This window comes from Lentisalinibacter sediminis (assembly GCF_040706615.1).
Lineage (GTDB): Bacteria > Pseudomonadota > Gammaproteobacteria > Steroidobacterales > Woeseiaceae > Lentisalinibacter > Lentisalinibacter sediminis.
Map to the genome: position 1 here is coordinate 212,672 of NZ_JAPDRF010000007.1, position 16,494 is coordinate 229,165.

A 16,494-nucleotide genomic window follows, 5' to 3' on the forward strand; every position below is an offset into this window, starting at 1 on the left:
CGGGCAGCCCCTGTCGCGCTGCCGGTGAGTCCGTGTGCGTCTGCCGATGGTCAGAGCCGGAACCCCTCGCCCAGATAGACCTGCCGCACATGGCGGTCCGCCAGAATCTCCTCCGGCGTGCCTTCTGCGATCAATGACCCCTCGTTGAGTATATAGGCTCGGCTGCAGATTCCGAGGGTCTCCCTCACATTATGATCAGTGATGAGCACCCCGATGCCGCGGTCGCTCAGGTGGCGGATGATGCGCTGGATGTCGATGACCGAGATCGGGTCGACGCCGGCGAACGGCTCGTCCAGCAGCACGAAGCGCGGGTCCGCCGCCAGGGCCCGGGCGATCTCCACGCGCCGGCGCTCGCCGCCGGACAGGCTCATGCCGAGGCTGGTACGCACGTGACCGACGTGCAGCTCGTCCAGCAGCTCGTCCAGGATACGCTCGCGGTCGCTGCGTTCCAGCTCGTCCCGGGTTTCCAGGATGCCGAGCACGTTCTGCTCCACGGTGAGCTTGCGGAATATGGATGCCTCCTGCGGCAGGTAGCCCAGACCGAGGCGGGCGCGCCGGTGCATGGGCAGGTGGGTGAGGTCCTGCGCGTCCAGCAGGATGCGTCCCTTGTCGCAGGGGATCAGGCCAACGATCATATAAAAGGCGGTGGTCTTGCCGGCGCCGTTCGGGCCCAGCAGGCCGACGACCTCGCCGCTGGAGATCTCCAGCGAGATACCCTTGACGACTTCGCGGAACTTGTAGCTCTTGTGGACGTCCTGGACGCTCAGGATGCTCATGGCGCCTCGTCGTCGTCCAGGCGCTGCTCCACCTCCTCCGGCACGATGGTGAGGCTTACCTTGCCGTCCTCGCCCTCCCGTCCGCGTGCGGTGACCACCTGCTGATCGAGGTCGTAGACCAGCAGCTCGCCCGCAATCGTGTTGGAGCCTTCGCGGATGCGGGCGTCACCGGTGAACCTGACCCGGCCGGCGGTCACGTCGTACTCGAAGCGGCCGGCCCGGCCGGTGGTAACCGTGCCTTCCTCCGGCCGTTCGTCCCGGAACCGGGCGGGGTCGCCGGCGGCCACGGCGCTGGAGAGGCGGTGGTCTCTGAAGGTGAGCTCGGCGCTGTCGCAGAGGATATTGGTGGTGTCCACGTCGATGCGTACGTTGCCCTCGAAACGCCAGACGCTGTCCCGGAAGTCCGGGCTGCTGTCGCCGCCGAACAGCGTTTGGCCCCGGTCGGCCTCGATGCCGATCGTGCCCTGGGTGATGCGCAGGCCGCGGAATATCATCAGGTTGTTACGGCGGTCGAATTCGCTGGAGTCCGCATCCAGGGAGATCGGCAGCCGGCTGTCGACGCCCTCGCGAAGGCTCTGGCCCGACGTGAAGAGAGGAGCCGCCAGCAGGACGACGGCCGCCGCCAGCAGGGGCGCGGCCGTGAGTCGCTTGTCGAACCCTCGCCGGCGCAGGGTGCGCCCGGCGTCAGGGCATGAATTTGCCGCTGACATTGGACTTCAGCTCCACTCGGTCTTCCTGCAGGAATGCTAGCATGCCGGTCGCCGACAGACTCTGCTCGCCGATGCGGATTGTGACGCGTTCGTCGGTACTCGCCGTCTTCGCGCGCGGGTCGAATTCGAGGTGCAGCGTGGTGAGCTCGGTGATCTCACCGTTGTCGTCCGGTTCGCTGACCGCGCGCACATCGCCGCTCAATACGATCTTCCGCGACGCCGGCTGCAGCACGCCGCTGGCGGCGGTCAGCGACCAGGGCACGGTGGCCTCCGGGCTGTAGCGCACGGTCACGTCCGTGAGTTGCACGGGACCGCCGTCCTCGGCCTGGGTCGCTTCCGCCGCATGCAGCCGGTAGAGGACGTCGCCGTCCTCGGCCGTACCGGTGACGGTGGCATCGCGCATGTAGTAGCCGCTGACGATCGTGCTCGGGTCGGCCGCCTCCGGCACCTCCTCGGTGCCCCGCAGGCTCAGCAGCCAGGTGCCGACGGCGGCCGCCGCCAGCAGCAGCAGGGCGAGGACGCCGCGCAGGTTCACGCGGACGCGCCTCCGTCGCCGGCGGCGGCGAGCCTTGCAGCGAGTACCAGATCGGCCACTTCCCGGACGGCGCCGTGGCCGCCGCCGCGGGCCGTGACGTAGTCCGCCTCGGCGACGATGTCGGGTACGGCGTTGGCCACCGCGATGGCGAGGCCGCAGGCACGCATCGCCTCCCGGTCGGGCAGGTCGTCGCCCACGTAGGCTGCCTCGGCCAGGTCGATACCGAGTTCCTGCGCCAGCGCGTGGAGTTCGGGGATCTTGTGCCGGCAGCCCTGCACGACCCGGGTCACGCCCAGTTCCGCCATGCGCCGGTCCACCGCGCCGGAACGCCGCCCGCTGATGACGGCCACCTGCACCCCCGCCTCCAGCAGGCGGCGTACGCCGTAACCGTCCTGGGTATGGAAGGTCTTGTATTCCCTGCCGTCCTCGTCCATGAGGAAGCGCCCGTCGGTGAACACGCCGTCCACGTCGAAGACGATCAGACGCAGCCTGGACAGCCTGTCGCTGAGGTCCGCCACCGTTACATGACGCCGGCGCGGAACAGGTCGTGGATATTCAGCGCTCCGATCAGATGCTCGCGTTCGTCCACGACGAGCAGTGCCGTGATCTTGTTCTGCTCGATGATGTGCACCGCTTCCGCGGCGAGCGTATCCGGCGTCACCGTCAGGCAGCCGGCGTGGGTGACCTCCGCCATGGTCGTAGCGCGTATGTCGGCGCCGGTGTCGAGTGTGCGGCGCAGGTCGCCGTCGGTGAAGATGCTGACCACGCGGCCGGCCGCGTCCACCACCGCGGTCATGCCCAGGCCCTTGCGGGTCATCTCCAGCAGGCCATCACTGAGCGTGACCCCGGGGCCCACCCGGGGCACGTCGTCGCCGGTGTGCATGATGTCGCCCACCGTCAGCAGCAGACGCCGGCCCAGGCTGCCACCGGGATGCGAGCGGGCGAAATCCTCGGCCGTGAAGCCGCGCGACTCGAGCAGTGCCACCGCGAGGGCGTCGCCCATGGCGAGCGTCGCCGTGGTGCTGGCGGTCGGGGCCAGATTGAGCGGGCAGGCCTCTTCCTGCACGCCGACGTCGAGGACTACGTCGGAGGCCCTGCCCAGCGTCGAGTCGCGTTTGCCGGTCAGCGTGATCAGCGGTACCCCGAGCCGCTTGACCAGCGGCAGGATGGTGACGATCTCCTGGGTCTCGCCGGAATAGGAGACGGCCATGACCAGATCGGTGGCGGTGATCATGCCCAGATCGCCGTGGCTCGCCTCGCCCGGGTGGACGAAGAAGGCCGGACTGCCGGTGCTGGCGAGGGTGGCGGCGATTTTGCCGCCGATGTGTCCGGACTTGCCCATGCCGGTGACAACGATGCGCCCCGTGCAGGCGAGGCACAGGCTGCAGGCGCGGTCGAAGTCCTCGCCGATGCGTTCGGCCAGGTCCTGCACCGCCCGTGCCTCGATGCCGAGCACGTTGCGGGCCAGTTCTCTGGTGGCTTTTGCGTCCAGCATTCGCTCCTGACGGCGTCGCCGCCGCGGCTCAGGTGAGCGTCTGCCCCAGGTTCTGCGAGACCACGTAGCTGTGGTAAGCCACGAACGCGACGAGCAGCGCCACGCCTTCCAGCCGGCCGATACGGCCGGCATCAGCGTAATTGTACGTCATCGCGAACAGGACCAGCGTGACGGCCACCATGACGAAGAAGTGCAGCGTCAGTACCGTCGGTTCCACCGTCGCCGGGTGGATGACGACGGCCAGGCCGATGACGGCCAGAAGGTTGAACATGTTGGAGCCGAGAATGTTGCCGATGGCCAGACCCTGCTCGCCTTTCAGCGCGCTCACCAGCGACACCGCCAGTTCCGGCAGGCTGGTGCCGATGGCCACCAGTGTGACGCCGATCACGAGTTCGCTGACACCGAGCTCCCGGGCCAGCTGGAGGGCGCCGTCCACCAGCAATTCCGAGCCTACGAGCAGGACGGCGAGCCCTACCGCCAGCCACAGGATGGCCGTGCGCATCGGCATGTCGCGGGGGATCTCGGCCTCGTACTCCGCCTCGATGGGATCGGCGGCGCGCGCGCCGGTCCCGAGCCGCACGATCCAGTACAGCACCACGACCAGGGCCCCCAGCATCACGAAGCCGTCGATGCGGGTCAGGCGCAGATCCAGGAACAGGGCGAGCGTGAGCAGCGTGACCGCCAGCAGCAGGGGCATCTCCCGGCGCAGGATGGTCGAGGTGACCAGGATGGGCCGCACCGCCGCGACGGCCCCGAGCACCAGGGCGACGTTGGCGATATTCGAGCCGATCGCGTTACCGAGTGCGAGGCTCGGGCGCCCCGCGAGGGCGGCGACCACGGAGACGAGGATCTCCGGTGCGGAGGTCGCGAATCCGACGATGGTCAGCCCGATCAGCAGCGTGGGGACGCCCAGGTTGCGAGCCGTCCCTGCTGCGCCCACGACGAAGCGGTCCGCGCCCCAGATCAGGAGCGCCAGGCCGATTGCGACGGAGATGAGATCGAGCAACATGGTCAGGTTCGAACCTCGACAGGGGCGACCCAGCGCCCGCGGCAGCCGCCCCCACGGCGAAGAGGGGCAGAATCATACACAATAGGGCCCGGCCGCCGCGACGCCGGGCGCAGCCGTTGGGTCCGGACTGCCTTTGGGCTACACTGCGCGCGGAATCATACAGAGTGCTTCATCAGTTTGGGGATGATTACACCTCAGGAAATCTCGCAGCTTATCGAGCAGGGCCTGCCCGATACCCGGGCGCAGGTCGCCAGCAACGACAACACCCATTTCGAGGCCGTCGTCGTGAGTCCGCAGTTCGAGGGCCAGCGTCCGCTAAAGCGCCACCAGATGGTCTATGGCTGCCTCGGCGAGCGCATGGGCCGGGAGATCCATGCACTCTCGATCCGCGCCTTCACGCCGGACGAGTGGAGCCGCCAGGGCTGAGGCGCCCGGCGGCCCGTTTTCGAGCATGGACAAACTGAAGATCACCGGCGGCTCAGCGCTGGATGGCGAGATCCGCATCTCCGGCGCCAAGAACGCCACACTGCCGATCCTTGCCGCCACCCTGCTGGCCTCCGAGCGGGTCACCGTTGCCAACGTTCCCCATCTCAGGGACGTGACCACCACCATCTCGCTGCTCCAGCGCATGGGTGTGGAGGTGACCGTGGACGACCGGCTCAGCGTCGAGGTGGACGCCTCGGCGATACGCGAGCTGCGGGCTCCCTACGACCTGGTGAAGACAATGCGGGCCTCCATTCTGGTGCTGGGGCCGCTGCTGGCGCGCCACGGCGCTGCCGACGTCTCGCTGCCCGGCGGCTGCGCCATCGGCGCCCGGCCGGTTGATCTGCACGTGGCGGGACTGCGGGCGATGGGCGCCGAGGTGGAGATCGAGGACGGCTATATCCGCGCCCGGGCCGGCCGCCTGCAGGGCACCCACTTCGTGTTCGAGACGGTCACGGTCACCGGCACGGAGAACCTGATGATGGCGGCCACGCTGGCCCGGGGCGAAACGGTGCTGGAAAACGCCGCGCGTGAGCCGGAGGTGGCGGATCTGGCCGCCTTCCTGAACAGCATGGGTGCGCGGATCGAGGGAGCCGGCAGCGGGACCATCCGCATCCAGGGCGTCGAGACGCTCTCGGGCACACGCCATACGGTGCTGCCGGACCGCATCGAGACCGGTACCTACCTGGTGGCCGGCGCCATGACCCGGGGCCGCGTGCGGCTGAAGCAGACCCGGCCGGACATCCTGGAGGCGGTGCTGGCCAAGCTGACCGAGGCGGGGGCGCAGATCCGCACGGGCGAGGACTGGATCGAGCTCGACATGGGCGGACGGCGGCCCCGCGCCGTGGACATCCGAACCGCGCCCTATCCCGCTTTCCCGACGGACATGCAGGCGCAGTTCTGCGCGCTGAATGCGGTGGCCGAAGGCGTCGGCACCATCACCGAGACCATCTTCGAGAATCGCTTCATGCACGTGCTCGAGATGCAGCGCATGGGCGCGCGCATCCGTCTGGAAGGGAATACCGCGATCTCGGAGGGGGTGGAGGCGCTGCAGGGCGCGCCGGTCATGGCCACGGACCTCAGGGCTTCCGCCGGCCTCGTGCTCGCAGGGCTGGTCGCGAAGGGCGAGACCCTGGTGGACCGCATCTACCACGTCGACCGCGGCTACGAGTGCATCGAGGAGAAGCTGCGCCAGCTCGGCGCGGTCATTCGACGGGTGCCGGGCAGCGAGACTGCCGACGGCGAGGGTGCAGCGGAACGAGCGGCCGGCTAGCGGGAGGATTCCGCCGACGGCGGGGGCGGGGAAGAGGACGCCGGTCGGAACTGGGGCCGCTCGCCGACGACCGCCTCGGTCTCGAAGCGCTCACCGTCGCGGATGCCGGTGATAGCGAGGCGCGTGCCCGGCTTCACCCCGGCCACCCTCAGCAGCGCCTGCTGCGTGTTGCCGATAGGCGCACCGTCGATCGCCACCAGCACGTCGCCGCGCCGCAGACCGGCGCGGCTCGCCGGGCTGTTCTCATGGACCCGTTCCAGCAGGATGCCCCCCGTGCTCTCGAGACCCAGTGCCGCCAGTTCCGCCGGCGTGAGATCGTCGGGCTCCATGCCCAGCCAGCCGCGGATGACGCGGCCGTGCTCCTTCAGCTCGCGCACCACGCCACGCACCAGGTTCACCGGGATGGCGAAACTGATGCCTTCGGTGGCGATGTCCTGCGCGAGCACAGCCGTGTTGATGCCGACCAGCTCGCCGCGCGTGTTCACCAGCGCGCCGCCGGAGTTGCCGGTGTTGATGGCGGCATCCGTCTGGATGAAGTTCTCGAAAGTGGTCAGGCCGAGCAGGCCGCGGCCGGTCGCGCTGACGATGCCCTGGGTCACCGTCTGACTCAGGCCGTAGGGGTTGCCGATGGCCAGGACCACGTCGCCGATGCGCAGTCGGTCCGAGCGGCCCAGCGGCACCGCCGGCAGGTCCGGCAGGTCGATCTTCAGGAGCGCGAGGTCGGTCTCCAGGTCCTGGCCCACGGGCACCGGGTCGGCCACGCGGCCGTCGGCGAGCTGCACGCGGATCTGCACGGCGCCGGCGACCACGTGGTAGTTGGTGACCAGGTAGCCTTCGCTGTCGATGATGACGGCCGAGCCGAGGCTGGAGTCGAGACGGAAGCGCTCCGGCCGACGTTCTTCGGGCCGCGCGCCGTCGCGCACCAGTCGTGTGGTGTACACGTTCACCACGGCCGGGGCGCTGCGGGCCACTGCGTCGGCGTAGCCCCCCGGAGCGGGGACGCCGGCGGCTTCCGGCCCGCCGGAGACAGGCATCAGCTCCGGCCTCACCAGCACGATCAGGAAGGCCGCAGCCAGCCCGATCACGATCGACTGGACGAGGAAGTAGACTGCCCGCTGGATGCCTGCCATGACGCTCTCGTGACGCTCGTGGACACCGCCTGGACCCGGGTCATCCGGCGGCCCGCTGGTAGGCAACTCCGTCTGGCGGTGTGTATAATCCCGGTTTTGACCCATGCGCGGCCTCCGGCCCAGGACCTCTCCGGGCCTGTCGGGCTCCCGCCGGGAATCTCAGTCAATTTACCAGTTTCGAGCCAAACCTAGAACGAGCTTGTCATAGCCGGTTGTATGGGAGTGCCTGATGACGGACGACGTTGATCGCAGCAGACGTCATTTCCTTGCTGTAGCGACCGCCGTAACCGGTGGTGTGGGCGCGGTGCTCGCCGCGGCGCCTTTCGTTATTTCCCTGCGGCCCAGCGCCCGCGCCGAGGCTCTCGGCGCGCCGGTGGAAATCGACGTCGGCCCCCTGGAGGTCGGCGAGATGGTCCGTGTCGAGTGGCGCGGCAAGCCGGTCTGGGTGCTCCGTCGCAGCCCGGACATGCTGGAGCGTCTGGAGAAAGCTGAACAATACCTGCGCGACCCGGACTCCTCTGAATCCGAACAGCCCGAATACGCGCAAAACCCGGCGAGGGCGCGTAAACCCGAGTATTTCGTGGTGGTCGGCCAGTGTACCCACCTCGGCTGCGCGCCCATCAAGCGGTTCGAGGTCCAGCCCGCGGACCTGGGCGACGACTGGTACGGCGGTTTCTACTGCCCGTGCCACGGCTCGAAGTTCGACCTGTCCGGCCGGGTGTATGCGGGTGTGCCGGCACCGCTGAACCTGCCGGTGCCGCCGTACCGCTTCATCAATGACGACGTGATACTGGTCGGTGACGAGACGGGAGCAGCGTAAGACGATGGCTAGAACCGAAGCTGAAGTGACCGAGTCGACCCGCGGTGGCCTGGTGAAGTGGATCAACGACCGCTTCCCGCTGGAGAGCATGCTGAAAGAGCATGTCACCGAATACTACGCCGCCAAGAATTTCAATGTCTGGTACGTGTTCGGCGTGCTGTCGATGGTGGTGCTGGTCATCCAGCTGGTGACGGGCATCTTCCTCACCATGAACTACAAGCCCTCGGCGACGGAGGCGTTCGCCTCGGTCGAGTACATCATGCGCGACGTGGACTGGGGCTGGCTGATCCGCTACATGCACTCCACCGGCGCATCCGCTTTCTTCGTCGTGGTCTACCTGCACATGTTCCGGGCCATGCTGTACGGCTCTTACAAGAAGCCGCGTGAGCTCATCTGGATCATCGGCATGCTGATCTTTCTCGTCCTCATGGCGGAGGCGTTCTTCGGCTACCTGCTGCCCTGGGGCCAGATGTCGTACTGGGGTGCCCAGGTCATCGTCTCCCTGTTCGGCGCCATACCGGCCATCGGCGACACGCTGGTGGAGTGGATACGCGGTGACTACTCCATCTCGGATATCACGCTGAACCGGTTCTTCGCCTTGCACGTGATCGCGCTGCCGCTGGTGCTGGTCATGCTGGTGGTGGTACACATCCTGGCGCTGCACGAGGTGGGCTCGAACAACCCTGACGGTATCGAGATCAAGGAGCACAAGGACGCGGACGGCGTGCCGGTCGACGGCGTCGCGTTCCATCCGTATCACACCTCCAAGGACCTGGTGGCGATCATCGTCTTCCTGATGGCGTTCTCGGCGGTCGTCTTCTTCGCGCCGGAGATGGGCGGTTACTTCCTGGAGCACGCCAACTTCGATCCGGCGGATCCGCTGGTGACGCCAGAGCACATCGCACCGGTGTGGTACTTCACGCCCTTCTACGCGATCCTGCGGGCGGTGCCCGACAAGCTGCTCGGCGTCATCCTGATGGGCGCGGCAGTGCTGCTGCCGCTGTTCCTGCCCTGGCTGGACCGCTGCAAGGTCAGGTCCATCCGTTACCGGGGCGCGATCTACAAGGGCGCGCTGGCTGCCTTCGTCGTCAGCTTCATCGTGCTGGGGTATCTCGGGGTGCAGCCCGCGACCGGTCTGTACACGCTGCTGGCGCGGATCTTCACCGTGGTGTACTTCGCGTTCTTCCTGTTGATGCCGTTCTACACGAAGATCGAGAAAACCAAACCGGTGCCGGAGAGGGTCGTCTACCATGGCTAAGGCAAGAATCGTCGTCACGCTCGTCGCGGCCGCGGCGGCTTCCTTCTCGGTCCAGGCCACGGCCGCCGGCGGCGGCTCGCAGTTCAACGAGCCGGCCAACAACGACGTGGGCAACGAGGCGTCACTGCAGCGGGGGGCGCGTAACTACATGAACTACTGCGCCGGCTGCCACTCGGCCAAGTACGTGCGCTACAACACGCTGGCGGACGGTCTCGAGCTGAGCGAGGAACAGCTCATCGAGAACCTGATGTTCAACGCCGAGAAAACCCACGAGACCGTCCAGGCCTCCATGCCGGCCGATCAGTCGGCACGCTGGTTCGGCAAGACGCCGCCGGATCTCTCCCTCATCGCCCGCAGCCGGGGCACGGATTATCTCTACAACTTTCTGCGCACCTTCTACGTGGACGACAGCCGGCCCACCGGCACCAACAACATGTTGCTGGCCGGTGCCAGCATGCCCCACGTGCTCTGGAAGCTGCAGGGCCTGCAGCGGCCGGTGTACGAGGAGGTGACGGACGAGAAAGGTCACACGGTGCAGCAGTTCGTGGAGTTCGAGCAGATCACAGAGGGTACGCTCTCGCCCGGGGAGTACGACCAGTTCGTTCGCGACACGGTCAACTTCCTCGACTACATCAGCGAGCCCGTTCAGCTGGAGCGTCGCGTGCTCGGCATCTGGGTGCTGCTGTTCCTGGTGGTATTCTTCCTCTTCGCCTACTTGCTGAAGAAAGAGATCTGGAAGGACGTACACTGAGTTACCAGCCTGCCGCCGGGCCTTGCGCCCCGCCGCAACAGGACGTCAGAGGTAGACCATCATGGCGGTAATTGCCAATCGGCGCTCAGTGATGACGCTATTTTCCCGGCCCACCGACATCCACAGTCACCGGGTGCGGCTGGTGCTCGCCGAGAAGAGCATCAACATCGAGATCGTCAACGTCGAGGGACCGGAGCTGCCGGAGGACCTGCTCGATCTGAACCCCTACCACACGGTGCCCACTCTGGTGGACCGGGACCTCGTGCTGTACGACTCCCGGGTGATCATCGAGTACCTGGACGAGCGCTTCCCGCACCCGCCGCTGATGCCCGTCGACCCGGTGACCCGCGCCCATTTCCGCCTGGCTCTGTTCCGTATCGAGACGGACTGGTACCGCCTCGCTGAGGAGATCGAGGAGGCCAGCGAGAAGAAGCAGGCGACCCGCTCCCGGAAAATGCTGAAGGAGTCCATCCTGCAGAGTGCGGACGTGTTCGCCGCGAGGGAGTTCTTCCTGAGCGACGAGTTCTCGCTGGTGGATGCGAGCATCGCGCCCATCCTGTGGCGTCTCCCGGTCTACAACATCGACATCTCGACCAAGAGCGGCGCCATCGAGGCCTACATGGACCGGATCTTCGCGCGCTCTTCGTTCCAGCAGAGTCTCACCGAACGCGAACAGGAGATGCGGCTGTGAGCCTGCGGTCGGCAGCCGGAGGATGAGTTCCGACGTCCCGGCCGCGGTATCGAAGCGTCCCTATCTCGTGCGGGCGATGCACGAGTGGATGAGTGACAGCGGACATACGCCGCACATCGTCGTCGACGCCACCATGGCCGGCGTCAACGTGCCCGAGCAGCACGCGAAGGACGGCCGCATCATCCTCAACATCAGCTATTCCGCCGCCCATGACCTCAGGCTGGACAACGAGGCGGTCAGTTTCCGCGCCCGTTTCGGCGGCACACCCTACAACGTCTGGGTACCCGTGACGGCCATCCTGGGCATCTACGCCCGGGAGACGGGCCAGGGCATGATCTTCTCCCAGAACGACGACGGCCCGGAGCCGCCCGACGGCCCCGGCGGCGACGGCGGTAATGATGACGACAATGAGAACGATGGCGGGCGCAGCAGCCGGCCGTCTCACCTCAAGGTGGTGAAGTAGGCAGCAGCGCCTGTCGATAGACCCTAGCCGGCACCCAGCAGCGAGCGGTCGATGAGATCGCACAGGCAGTGGATCACCACCAGGTGCACTTCCTGAATGCGCGCGGTGCGCTCCGCCGGCACCCGTATCTCCACGTCGTCGGCGCCCAGCATGCCGGCCATGCGGCCGCCGTCGCGCCCGGTCATGGCCAGCACCGGCATGCTGCGCTCGTGGGCGGCCGTGATGGCGCGGCACACATTCTCCGAGTTCCCGGAAGTCGATATCGCGAGCAGCACGTCGCCCGGCCGACCGAGTGCGCGGACCTGCTTGGAGAAGATCTCGTCGTAGGCGTAGTCGTTCGAGATCGACGTCAGCGTCGAGGAATCCGTGGTGAGCGCCAGCCCCGGCAGGCCGGGGCGCTCCCGCTCGAAGCGGTTCAGCAGCTCCGAGGAGAAGTGCTGGGCGTCACCCGCCGATCCGCCGTTGCCGCAGGACAGGATCTTGCCGTCTTCCAGCAGACAGCGGGTGAGCATGGCGCCGCCGGCGGCGACGGGCAGCGCCAGGGTCTCCGACGCGGCCTGCTTGACGGCGATGCTCTCGGCGAAGTGGTCTCTGACGATGCTCTCGGTTTCCATGGTGACTCTTTGCTCTCGTCGGTGCTCTCGTCCGTGGTCTTCACCAGGGTCGGAAGGCGTCCTGCAGCCATTGTAACCGTGGACGCCCGTCCGCGCTCACGTCGATGCAGACGACGTCGAAGCGGAATTCCATCTGTGCGTAGCGGGGATACCGGCAGAGAAACTGCTCGGTGGCACGGACGATCCGGCGCTGCTTGGATGGCGAGACCGAGTCGCGGGCGCTGTAGCGTGCGCCGGCACCCCGGTAGCGGACCTCCACCACGACCAGTGTATTGCCGGCGCGCATGAGCAGGTCCAGCTCGCCCAGGCGGCAGCGGTAGTTCGCCGCCACGCAGTCGAGCCCGGCCCTCTCGAGGTGGCGGCGGGCCAGGTCCTCGGCGCCGTCTCCTAGTCGCTGTCGGCCGGTGCGTCCCACGATGCCGGCGGCCGCGCCCGGGGCGAGTCCCGGAGCAGGATGTCGATGCCCGGCGGCAGGTCGGCCTCGTCCCCGGTCTCCGGCACCGGTTCCGCCACCGCGACGATCTCGCCCTGCTCGAAGGTAGCGAAGGGCAGGCGACGGTGGATCACGCCACGCAGGTCCATGCTGAGTTCCCCGGTCATGCCCTGCAGCGGTTCTTCCAGGCCGCTGCCGGCGCCGTCCTGCAGCGCGCCGACCAGGCGGTAGGCGTCGTAGCCCATGGCGTGCAGTCGGGACAGGGGGGGCGACCCCGGCCACAGCTCCGTATAGGTGGCACGCAGGCCTCCGATCTCCGCGCGTTCGGAGACGATCCAGGGGACCTCCGGGAACAGTATGCCGTTCAGGTCGGAGTTGCTGCGGCCGTCGCGCTCGTTGATGGTGGAGGTGGCGTAGACGGGCAGGCCGCCGGCGTAATGGAATCGCAGCTGCGGGCGCAGCAGCCTTGCGGTCGTGCCGTCGGCGGCGAGGAAGATGAAGTCGATATCGCCGCGCCGCCGGGGCTCGAACTGCAGCGATCCGCCCACGACGCCGCGCAGCCGGCGGTAGCGCTGGATGCTCTCGTCGAGCAGCAACAGATCCTCGATCGTGTCGGAGAAATCCGCGGCGCCGGGCTGGTAGCGGCGGTAGTCCAGCAGCCTGCCGCCGGACTGGTCCAGCGAGGCGGCGAAGGCGCCCAGCACCCGCTCGCCCCAGTCGGACGCAGGAACCAGTGCCACCCCTCGGGGGTGCTCGTCGATGACCACCCGGCGGCCGACCTGGGCCGCCTCGTCCTCCGGCGCCAGGGCGTACTGGTACAGACCGGCGGGGGGCTGGACCTCGTCCGGCAGCGTGTTCAACGCCAGCGTCGGTACCGCGATCTCCACCCCGGTGGCGATATCCATCACCGAGGGTTTCAGCAGCGGACCGATCACGAACTCGGCCCCCTCCTCCAGCGCCTGCCGGTATGCGTAGACGTTGCCCTCGGCGGCGACGTCGTAGAACCGGATGAGCGGCTTCATGCCCTCGCGGAAGTCGTTGAACCAGGCGCCGAGGATACCGTCGCGGATGGCCGCGCCGGCCCGGCCGCTGCGGCCTGAGAGGGGCAGCAGCACAGCGATCTGGCGCGGATAGGCGCCTGCGGCCATGTCGATGTTCAGGAGGGAGGGCACCAGGTCGGCCAGGGCCGGGTGCCGCGGGTACGACCGGCGCCAGTCCATGACGCCGCGCCGGAAGGCCAGGGTATCCGCGGCGGCGGCCGTGCCTGTCAGGCCGAGCTCGAGCCAGCCCCGTATGGTGGGGTCGGACGCCTCTGCCAGCGTCGCCTCCAGTTGCGCCGGCGGCGTGGCGATGAGGCCCGCCCAGATGATCTCGTGATTCGTGCGCACGGCCTGCGCGTTGTCCAGCCACAGCTCCCGCCTTACCAGCAGTTCCAGCGCCTCCCGGGTGTTGCCCGTGTCGAACAGCGCTGCGCCCCGCAGCGCATCCCGGCGCAGGCGCTGTTCCACCCGCAGGCTCAGGTCGTTCATCGCCTGCAGCCGTTCGAGCGCGGCGGCCGCGTCGCCGGCCGCGAGATCCAGACGTGCGGCGGTCAGCGCCCAGTCGGTGGCGAGATCGGCATCCGCCGGCTGCTGCGTGCTGGCGAAGGCGGTCCGCGCCCGGGCGATATCGCCGGCGCGCAGCCATTCCTCCACGGCCATCAGCGTCAGGCGGGCGCGCTCGTCGCCGCCCGCGTCGCCGGCGAGCGCGATGTAGATACGGGCCGCATCCTGGTGGCGGCCGGCCGCCGCCAGCGAATCGGCCCGGGCCTCGGCCTGGGGATAGCCCGTGCCGCCCGGCGTGGTCTGGCAGCCGGCGGCGAAAAGCCCCGTAAGCAGCAGCGCGAAGATGCGCAGGGCAGCTTGCCCTCGCGTGTATTTGCCATGCACGATGCGACGATTCCTCATGAAAGATCCCGAGATGGCCAGAGCCGCTGGAGAGAGTTCACCGGCGCCGGATACCGCCGGAGTACTGTACGTCGTTGCCACGCCCATCGGCAATCTGGACGATCTGTCCGTGCGGGCGCGGGAGACGCTCGTGGCGGTCGACCTGATCGCAGCGGAGGATACCCGGCACACCCGGCGATTGCTAACGCATTTCGGCATCAAAAAGCCGCTATTCGCGCTGCACGAGCACAACGAGGAACAGGCGATCCCGGGTCTCGTCGAGCGCCTCCGCGCCGGCGAATCCGTGGCGCTGGTGAGCGATGCGGGCACGCCGCTGGTGAGCGACCCCGGTTACCGCCTGGTGCGGGCGGCGGCCGGCGCGGGCCTGACGGTCTCGCCCGTCCCGGGCCCCTGTGCCGCCGTGGCCGCGCTCAGCGCCGCGGGACTGCCGACGGACAGTTTCGCCTTCCTCGGCTTCCCGCCGGCGCGTCGCGAGGCCCGCCGGAGATGGCTGGAGGCGGTGCGCGCGGACCCGCGCACACTGGTCCTCTACGAATCCGTGCATCGCTGCGGCGAGCTGCTCGAGGACCTGGTCTCGGTGCTCGGGCCGGAGCGCCCGGTCGTGATCGGGCGGGAACTCACCAAGTCCCACGAGACCTTCCACCGGGGCTCTGCCGGCGACATGGCCGCAGCCTGGCGGGGTGGCGCCATCACGGCAAAAGGGGAGTTCGTCGTCTGCGTGGGCGCCGCGCCGCCGGCCGGGGCAGACGAGGACGCGGCGGAAGCCGACCGGGTACTCGGCCTGCTGCTCGAGGAATTGCCGGTGAAGACTGCCGCCAGGCTGGCCGCCCGCCTGACCGGCATCCCCCGCAACCGCCTGTACCGCCGCGCCCTGGTTCTGAAGGGCAGTGACTGAGGTATCGCCGCTGGTGGCTTGCTTCCGGTAACGGCTTGCCCTAATTTGGATCATGGAGCCGGCCAGGCAATCGCCCCGCCTCGCGCGGGGAGGAAAGTCCGGGCTCCTTCGGACAGGACGCCAGGTAACGCCTGGGGGGCGCGAGCCCACGGAAAGTGCAACAGAAAGCATACCGCCGAAGCGCCGAGAGGCGCTGGTAAGGGTGAAATGGTGCGGTAAGAGCGCACCGCGCGGGTGGTAACACGCCGCGGCAAGGTAAACCCCGTCCGGAGCAAGACCAAATAGGGGAGTGCGCGGCGCAAGCCGCACCGTCGGTCCCGAACGGACTCCCGGGTAGGTCGCTAGAGGCAGCCGGCGACGGCTGCCCCAGATGAATGATTGCCCTCGACAGAACCCGGCTTACCGGCCGGCTCCTTTTTCTCGGACGAGTCTGTGGTGGGGGTGGCGGAAGCCGCCTCCGCCCCCGTTTGCGCAAGCGACGGCCCTCGCGATCCCCGCAAAGCCCCTGTCGCCGAACGGCGACAGTCAGTTCAGATATCGCCGAGAAGGCACATTTAAGCTACTGATTTTCGGCTTTATATGCCGTCACCCGGTCCCGCCCCGGCCGGGCCTCTTCCCGCTAAGTCCCTGTCCCACAAGCGATAATCCGCACGCCGATATTGACGCCCTCAGGGTCGGTCCCTATAGTGTCGAAAAGTGGTGAAAAGTGGGAATAGTTGGGATTACAGGGGGTCCCGCCACGCATGTTTCGAGGTCCTACCAAAGTCACGCTGGACGCCAAAGGGCGGCTGGCGATACCGACGCGCTACCGCGAGCGGATCGCTGCGCGTTGCGACGGGAACCTCGTTGTCACCGTAGACCGGGATTACTGCCTCCTTATCTATCCGCTGCCCGACTGGGAAGAGATCGAGCGCAAGCTCGTGCGGCTGCCGGCACTCGACCGCAAGGCGCGGCGGCTGATGCGCCTCATGGTGGGTCATGCGACAGAGGTCGAACTCGATGGCCATGGTCGCATTCTACTCTCGAAGGAGCTACGGGAGTTTGCCGGGCTCGACAAGCACACGGTGCTGATCGGGCAGGGCAACAAGTTCGAGTTATGGGACGAGGAGCGCTGGAGCGAGAAGCGCGACTCGTGGTTGGCAGACGAGGAAGGCGACGAGCTGCCGCTGTCCGCGGAACTCGAGTCGCTCTCCTTATAAGAACAAGGTGGTT

General features: G+C 67.8%; 19 protein-coding genes and 1 other RNA gene. 10 read left to right on the forward strand and 10 right to left on the reverse strand.

Annotated elements, in window-relative coordinates; genetic code table 11:
- Positions 1-50: 50 nt before the first annotated feature.
- From lptB to ACJMKX_RS15975, 6 genes are read right to left on the reverse strand one after another with little or no spacing between them, the layout of a single operon-like run.
- Complete coding sequence (gene lptB, locus ACJMKX_RS15950) at positions 51-776, reverse strand: LPS export ABC transporter ATP-binding protein (RefSeq protein ID WP_405227657.1); 726 nt, start codon at positions 774-776, stop codon at positions 51-53.
- Positions 773-1,486, reverse strand: a complete 714-nt coding sequence (gene lptA, locus ACJMKX_RS15955; RefSeq protein WP_405227659.1) for a lipopolysaccharide transport periplasmic protein LptA — start codon at positions 1,484-1,486, stop codon at positions 773-775. The genes lptB and lptA overlap by 4 nt, the downstream gene beginning before the upstream one ends.
- The gene (gene lptC / locus ACJMKX_RS15960; protein ID WP_405227661.1) at positions 1,461-2,021 is read right to left on the reverse strand and encodes an LPS export ABC transporter periplasmic protein LptC; all 561 of its coding nucleotides are present in this window, start codon (positions 2,019-2,021) and stop codon (positions 1,461-1,463) included. Before lptC ends, lptA begins: the two co-directional genes overlap by 26 nt.
- Positions 2,018-2,539, reverse strand: a complete 522-nt coding sequence (locus tag ACJMKX_RS15965; protein ID WP_405227663.1) for a KdsC family phosphatase — start codon at positions 2,537-2,539, stop codon at positions 2,018-2,020. Before ACJMKX_RS15965 ends, lptC begins: the two co-directional genes overlap by 4 nt.
- 2 nt (positions 2,540-2,541) lie before the next feature.
- Entirely contained in the window at positions 2,542-3,516 is a 975-nt protein-coding gene (locus tag ACJMKX_RS15970; RefSeq protein ID WP_405227664.1) for a KpsF/GutQ family sugar-phosphate isomerase, read from the reverse strand.
- A gap of 28 nt (positions 3,517-3,544) precedes the next feature.
- Positions 3,545-4,525 (reverse strand): calcium/sodium antiporter, encoded by a 981-nt coding sequence (locus ACJMKX_RS15975; protein ID WP_405227666.1) that lies wholly within the window; start codon positions 4,523-4,525, stop codon positions 3,545-3,547.
- Between the two features lie 183 nt (positions 4,526-4,708).
- Here ACJMKX_RS15975 and ACJMKX_RS15980 point away from each other — a divergent pair, with 183 nt between their 5' ends.
- On the forward strand, positions 4,709-4,951 hold the full coding sequence (locus tag ACJMKX_RS15980) for a BolA family protein (RefSeq protein WP_405227668.1): 243 nt from the start codon (positions 4,709-4,711) through the stop codon (positions 4,949-4,951).
- 25 nt (positions 4,952-4,976) lie between these two features.
- Positions 4,977-6,281, forward strand: coding sequence for a UDP-N-acetylglucosamine 1-carboxyvinyltransferase (murA, locus tag ACJMKX_RS15985; protein WP_405227670.1), 1,305 nt, complete (start codon positions 4,977-4,979; stop codon positions 6,279-6,281).
- On the opposite strand, the gene ACJMKX_RS15990 is transcribed toward murA, so the two are convergent.
- Positions 6,278-7,411 carry a S1C family serine protease gene (locus ACJMKX_RS15990; protein WP_405227672.1) on the reverse strand — a complete coding sequence of 378 codons (1,134 nt, stop codon included), beginning with the start codon at positions 7,409-7,411 and terminating at the stop codon, positions 6,278-6,280. The two genes, murA and ACJMKX_RS15990, sit on opposite strands and share 4 nt — an antisense overlap.
- 229 nt (positions 7,412-7,640) lie before the next feature.
- Between ACJMKX_RS15990 and petA the strand changes: the two genes are divergently transcribed.
- From petA to ACJMKX_RS16015, 5 genes are all read left to right on the forward strand, one after another.
- On the forward strand, positions 7,641-8,231 hold the full coding sequence (gene petA / locus ACJMKX_RS15995) for a ubiquinol-cytochrome c reductase iron-sulfur subunit (RefSeq protein ID WP_405227674.1): 591 nt from the start codon (positions 7,641-7,643) through the stop codon (positions 8,229-8,231).
- A 4-nt stretch (positions 8,232-8,235) separates the two neighbouring features.
- Entirely contained in the window at positions 8,236-9,489 is a 1,254-nt protein-coding gene (locus ACJMKX_RS16000) for a cytochrome b (RefSeq protein WP_405227676.1), read from the forward strand.
- Positions 9,482-10,240: a cytochrome c1 gene (locus tag ACJMKX_RS16005; protein WP_405227678.1), complete on the forward strand. Its 759-nt coding sequence runs from the start codon at positions 9,482-9,484 to the stop codon at positions 10,238-10,240. Before ACJMKX_RS16000 ends, ACJMKX_RS16005 begins: the two co-directional genes overlap by 8 nt.
- A 61-nt stretch (positions 10,241-10,301) precedes the next feature.
- Positions 10,302-10,931, forward strand: coding sequence for a glutathione S-transferase N-terminal domain-containing protein (locus ACJMKX_RS16010; RefSeq protein WP_405227680.1), 630 nt, complete (start codon positions 10,302-10,304; stop codon positions 10,929-10,931).
- A 22-nt stretch (positions 10,932-10,953) separates the two neighbouring features.
- The gene (locus ACJMKX_RS16015) at positions 10,954-11,394 is read left to right on the forward strand and encodes a ClpXP protease specificity-enhancing factor (protein WP_405227681.1); all 441 of its coding nucleotides are present in this window, start codon (positions 10,954-10,956) and stop codon (positions 11,392-11,394) included.
- Between the two features lie 23 nt (positions 11,395-11,417).
- Here ACJMKX_RS16015 and ACJMKX_RS16020 read toward each other — a convergent pair whose 3' ends face one another.
- Genes ACJMKX_RS16020 through ACJMKX_RS16030 form a run of 3 tightly spaced genes read right to left on the reverse strand, consistent with a single transcriptional unit; the run spans position 11,418 to position 14,387 of the window.
- Complete coding sequence (locus ACJMKX_RS16020) at positions 11,418-12,008, reverse strand: phosphoheptose isomerase (RefSeq protein WP_405227683.1); 591 nt, start codon at positions 12,006-12,008, stop codon at positions 11,418-11,420.
- A gap of 40 nt (positions 12,009-12,048) precedes the next feature.
- Positions 12,049-12,423: a YraN family protein gene (locus ACJMKX_RS16025; RefSeq protein ID WP_405227685.1), complete on the reverse strand. Its 375-nt coding sequence runs from the start codon at positions 12,421-12,423 to the stop codon at positions 12,049-12,051.
- Positions 12,396-14,387 carry a penicillin-binding protein activator gene (locus ACJMKX_RS16030; protein ID WP_405227687.1) on the reverse strand — a complete coding sequence of 664 codons (1,992 nt, stop codon included), beginning with the start codon at positions 14,385-14,387 and terminating at the stop codon, positions 12,396-12,398. The genes ACJMKX_RS16025 and ACJMKX_RS16030 overlap by 28 nt, the downstream gene beginning before the upstream one ends.
- A gap of 13 nt (positions 14,388-14,400) precedes the next feature.
- On the opposite strand from ACJMKX_RS16030, the gene rsmI reads away from it, so the two are divergent.
- From rsmI to mraZ, 3 genes are all read left to right on the forward strand, one after another.
- Positions 14,401-15,282 carry a 16S rRNA (cytidine(1402)-2'-O)-methyltransferase gene (gene rsmI / locus ACJMKX_RS16035; protein ID WP_405227689.1) on the forward strand — a complete coding sequence of 294 codons (882 nt, stop codon included), beginning with the start codon at positions 14,401-14,403 and terminating at the stop codon, positions 15,280-15,282.
- 54 nt (positions 15,283-15,336) lie between these two features.
- Positions 15,337-15,700, forward strand: an RNA gene (gene rnpB, locus ACJMKX_RS16040) — RNase P RNA component class A.
- 325 nt (positions 15,701-16,025) lie between these two features.
- Positions 16,026-16,481 (forward strand): division/cell wall cluster transcriptional repressor MraZ, encoded by a 456-nt coding sequence (gene mraZ / locus ACJMKX_RS16045; RefSeq protein ID WP_405227691.1) that lies wholly within the window; start codon positions 16,026-16,028, stop codon positions 16,479-16,481.
- The last annotated feature ends 13 nt before the right edge of the window (positions 16,482-16,494 follow it).

Excerpts from the sequence above, each read along its gene's own strand:
- lptB (WP_405227657.1), bottom strand. The coding sequence starts at position 776 with ATGAGCATCCTGAGCGTCCAGGACGTCCACAAGAGCTACAAGTTCCGC.
- petA (WP_405227674.1), top strand. The coding sequence starts at position 7,641 with ATGACGGACGACGTTGATCGCAGCAGACGTCATTTCCTTGCTGTAGCG.
- rsmI (WP_405227689.1), top strand. The coding sequence starts at position 14,401 with ATGGCCAGAGCCGCTGGAGAGAGTTCACCGGCGCCGGATACCGCCGGA.
- lptA (WP_405227659.1), bottom strand. The coding sequence starts at position 1,486 with ATGTCAGCGGCAAATTCATGCCCTGACGCCGGGCGCACCCTGCGCCGG.
- ACJMKX_RS15975 (WP_405227666.1), bottom strand. The coding sequence starts at position 4,525 with ATGTTGCTCGATCTCATCTCCGTCGCAATCGGCCTGGCGCTCCTGATC.
- ACJMKX_RS16005 (WP_405227678.1), top strand. The coding sequence starts at position 9,482 with ATGGCTAAGGCAAGAATCGTCGTCACGCTCGTCGCGGCCGCGGCGGCT.
- ACJMKX_RS16010 (WP_405227680.1), top strand. The coding sequence starts at position 10,302 with ATGGCGGTAATTGCCAATCGGCGCTCAGTGATGACGCTATTTTCCCGG.
- mraZ (WP_405227691.1), top strand. The coding sequence starts at position 16,026 with ATGTTTCGAGGTCCTACCAAAGTCACGCTGGACGCCAAAGGGCGGCTG.
- ACJMKX_RS16030 (WP_405227687.1), bottom strand. The coding sequence starts at position 14,387 with ATGAGGAATCGTCGCATCGTGCATGGCAAATACACGCGAGGGCAAGCT.
- murA (WP_405227670.1), top strand. The coding sequence starts at position 4,977 with ATGGACAAACTGAAGATCACCGGCGGCTCAGCGCTGGATGGCGAGATC.
- ACJMKX_RS15980 (WP_405227668.1), top strand. The coding sequence starts at position 4,709 with ATGATTACACCTCAGGAAATCTCGCAGCTTATCGAGCAGGGCCTGCCC.
- ACJMKX_RS15990 (WP_405227672.1), bottom strand. The coding sequence starts at position 7,411 with ATGGCAGGCATCCAGCGGGCAGTCTACTTCCTCGTCCAGTCGATCGTG.
- ACJMKX_RS16015 (WP_405227681.1), top strand. The coding sequence starts at position 10,954 with ATGAGTTCCGACGTCCCGGCCGCGGTATCGAAGCGTCCCTATCTCGTG.
- ACJMKX_RS15970 (WP_405227664.1), bottom strand. The coding sequence starts at position 3,516 with ATGCTGGACGCAAAAGCCACCAGAGAACTGGCCCGCAACGTGCTCGGC.
- ACJMKX_RS16020 (WP_405227683.1), bottom strand. The coding sequence starts at position 12,008 with ATGGAAACCGAGAGCATCGTCAGAGACCACTTCGCCGAGAGCATCGCC.
- ACJMKX_RS16000 (WP_405227676.1), top strand. The coding sequence starts at position 8,236 with ATGGCTAGAACCGAAGCTGAAGTGACCGAGTCGACCCGCGGTGGCCTG.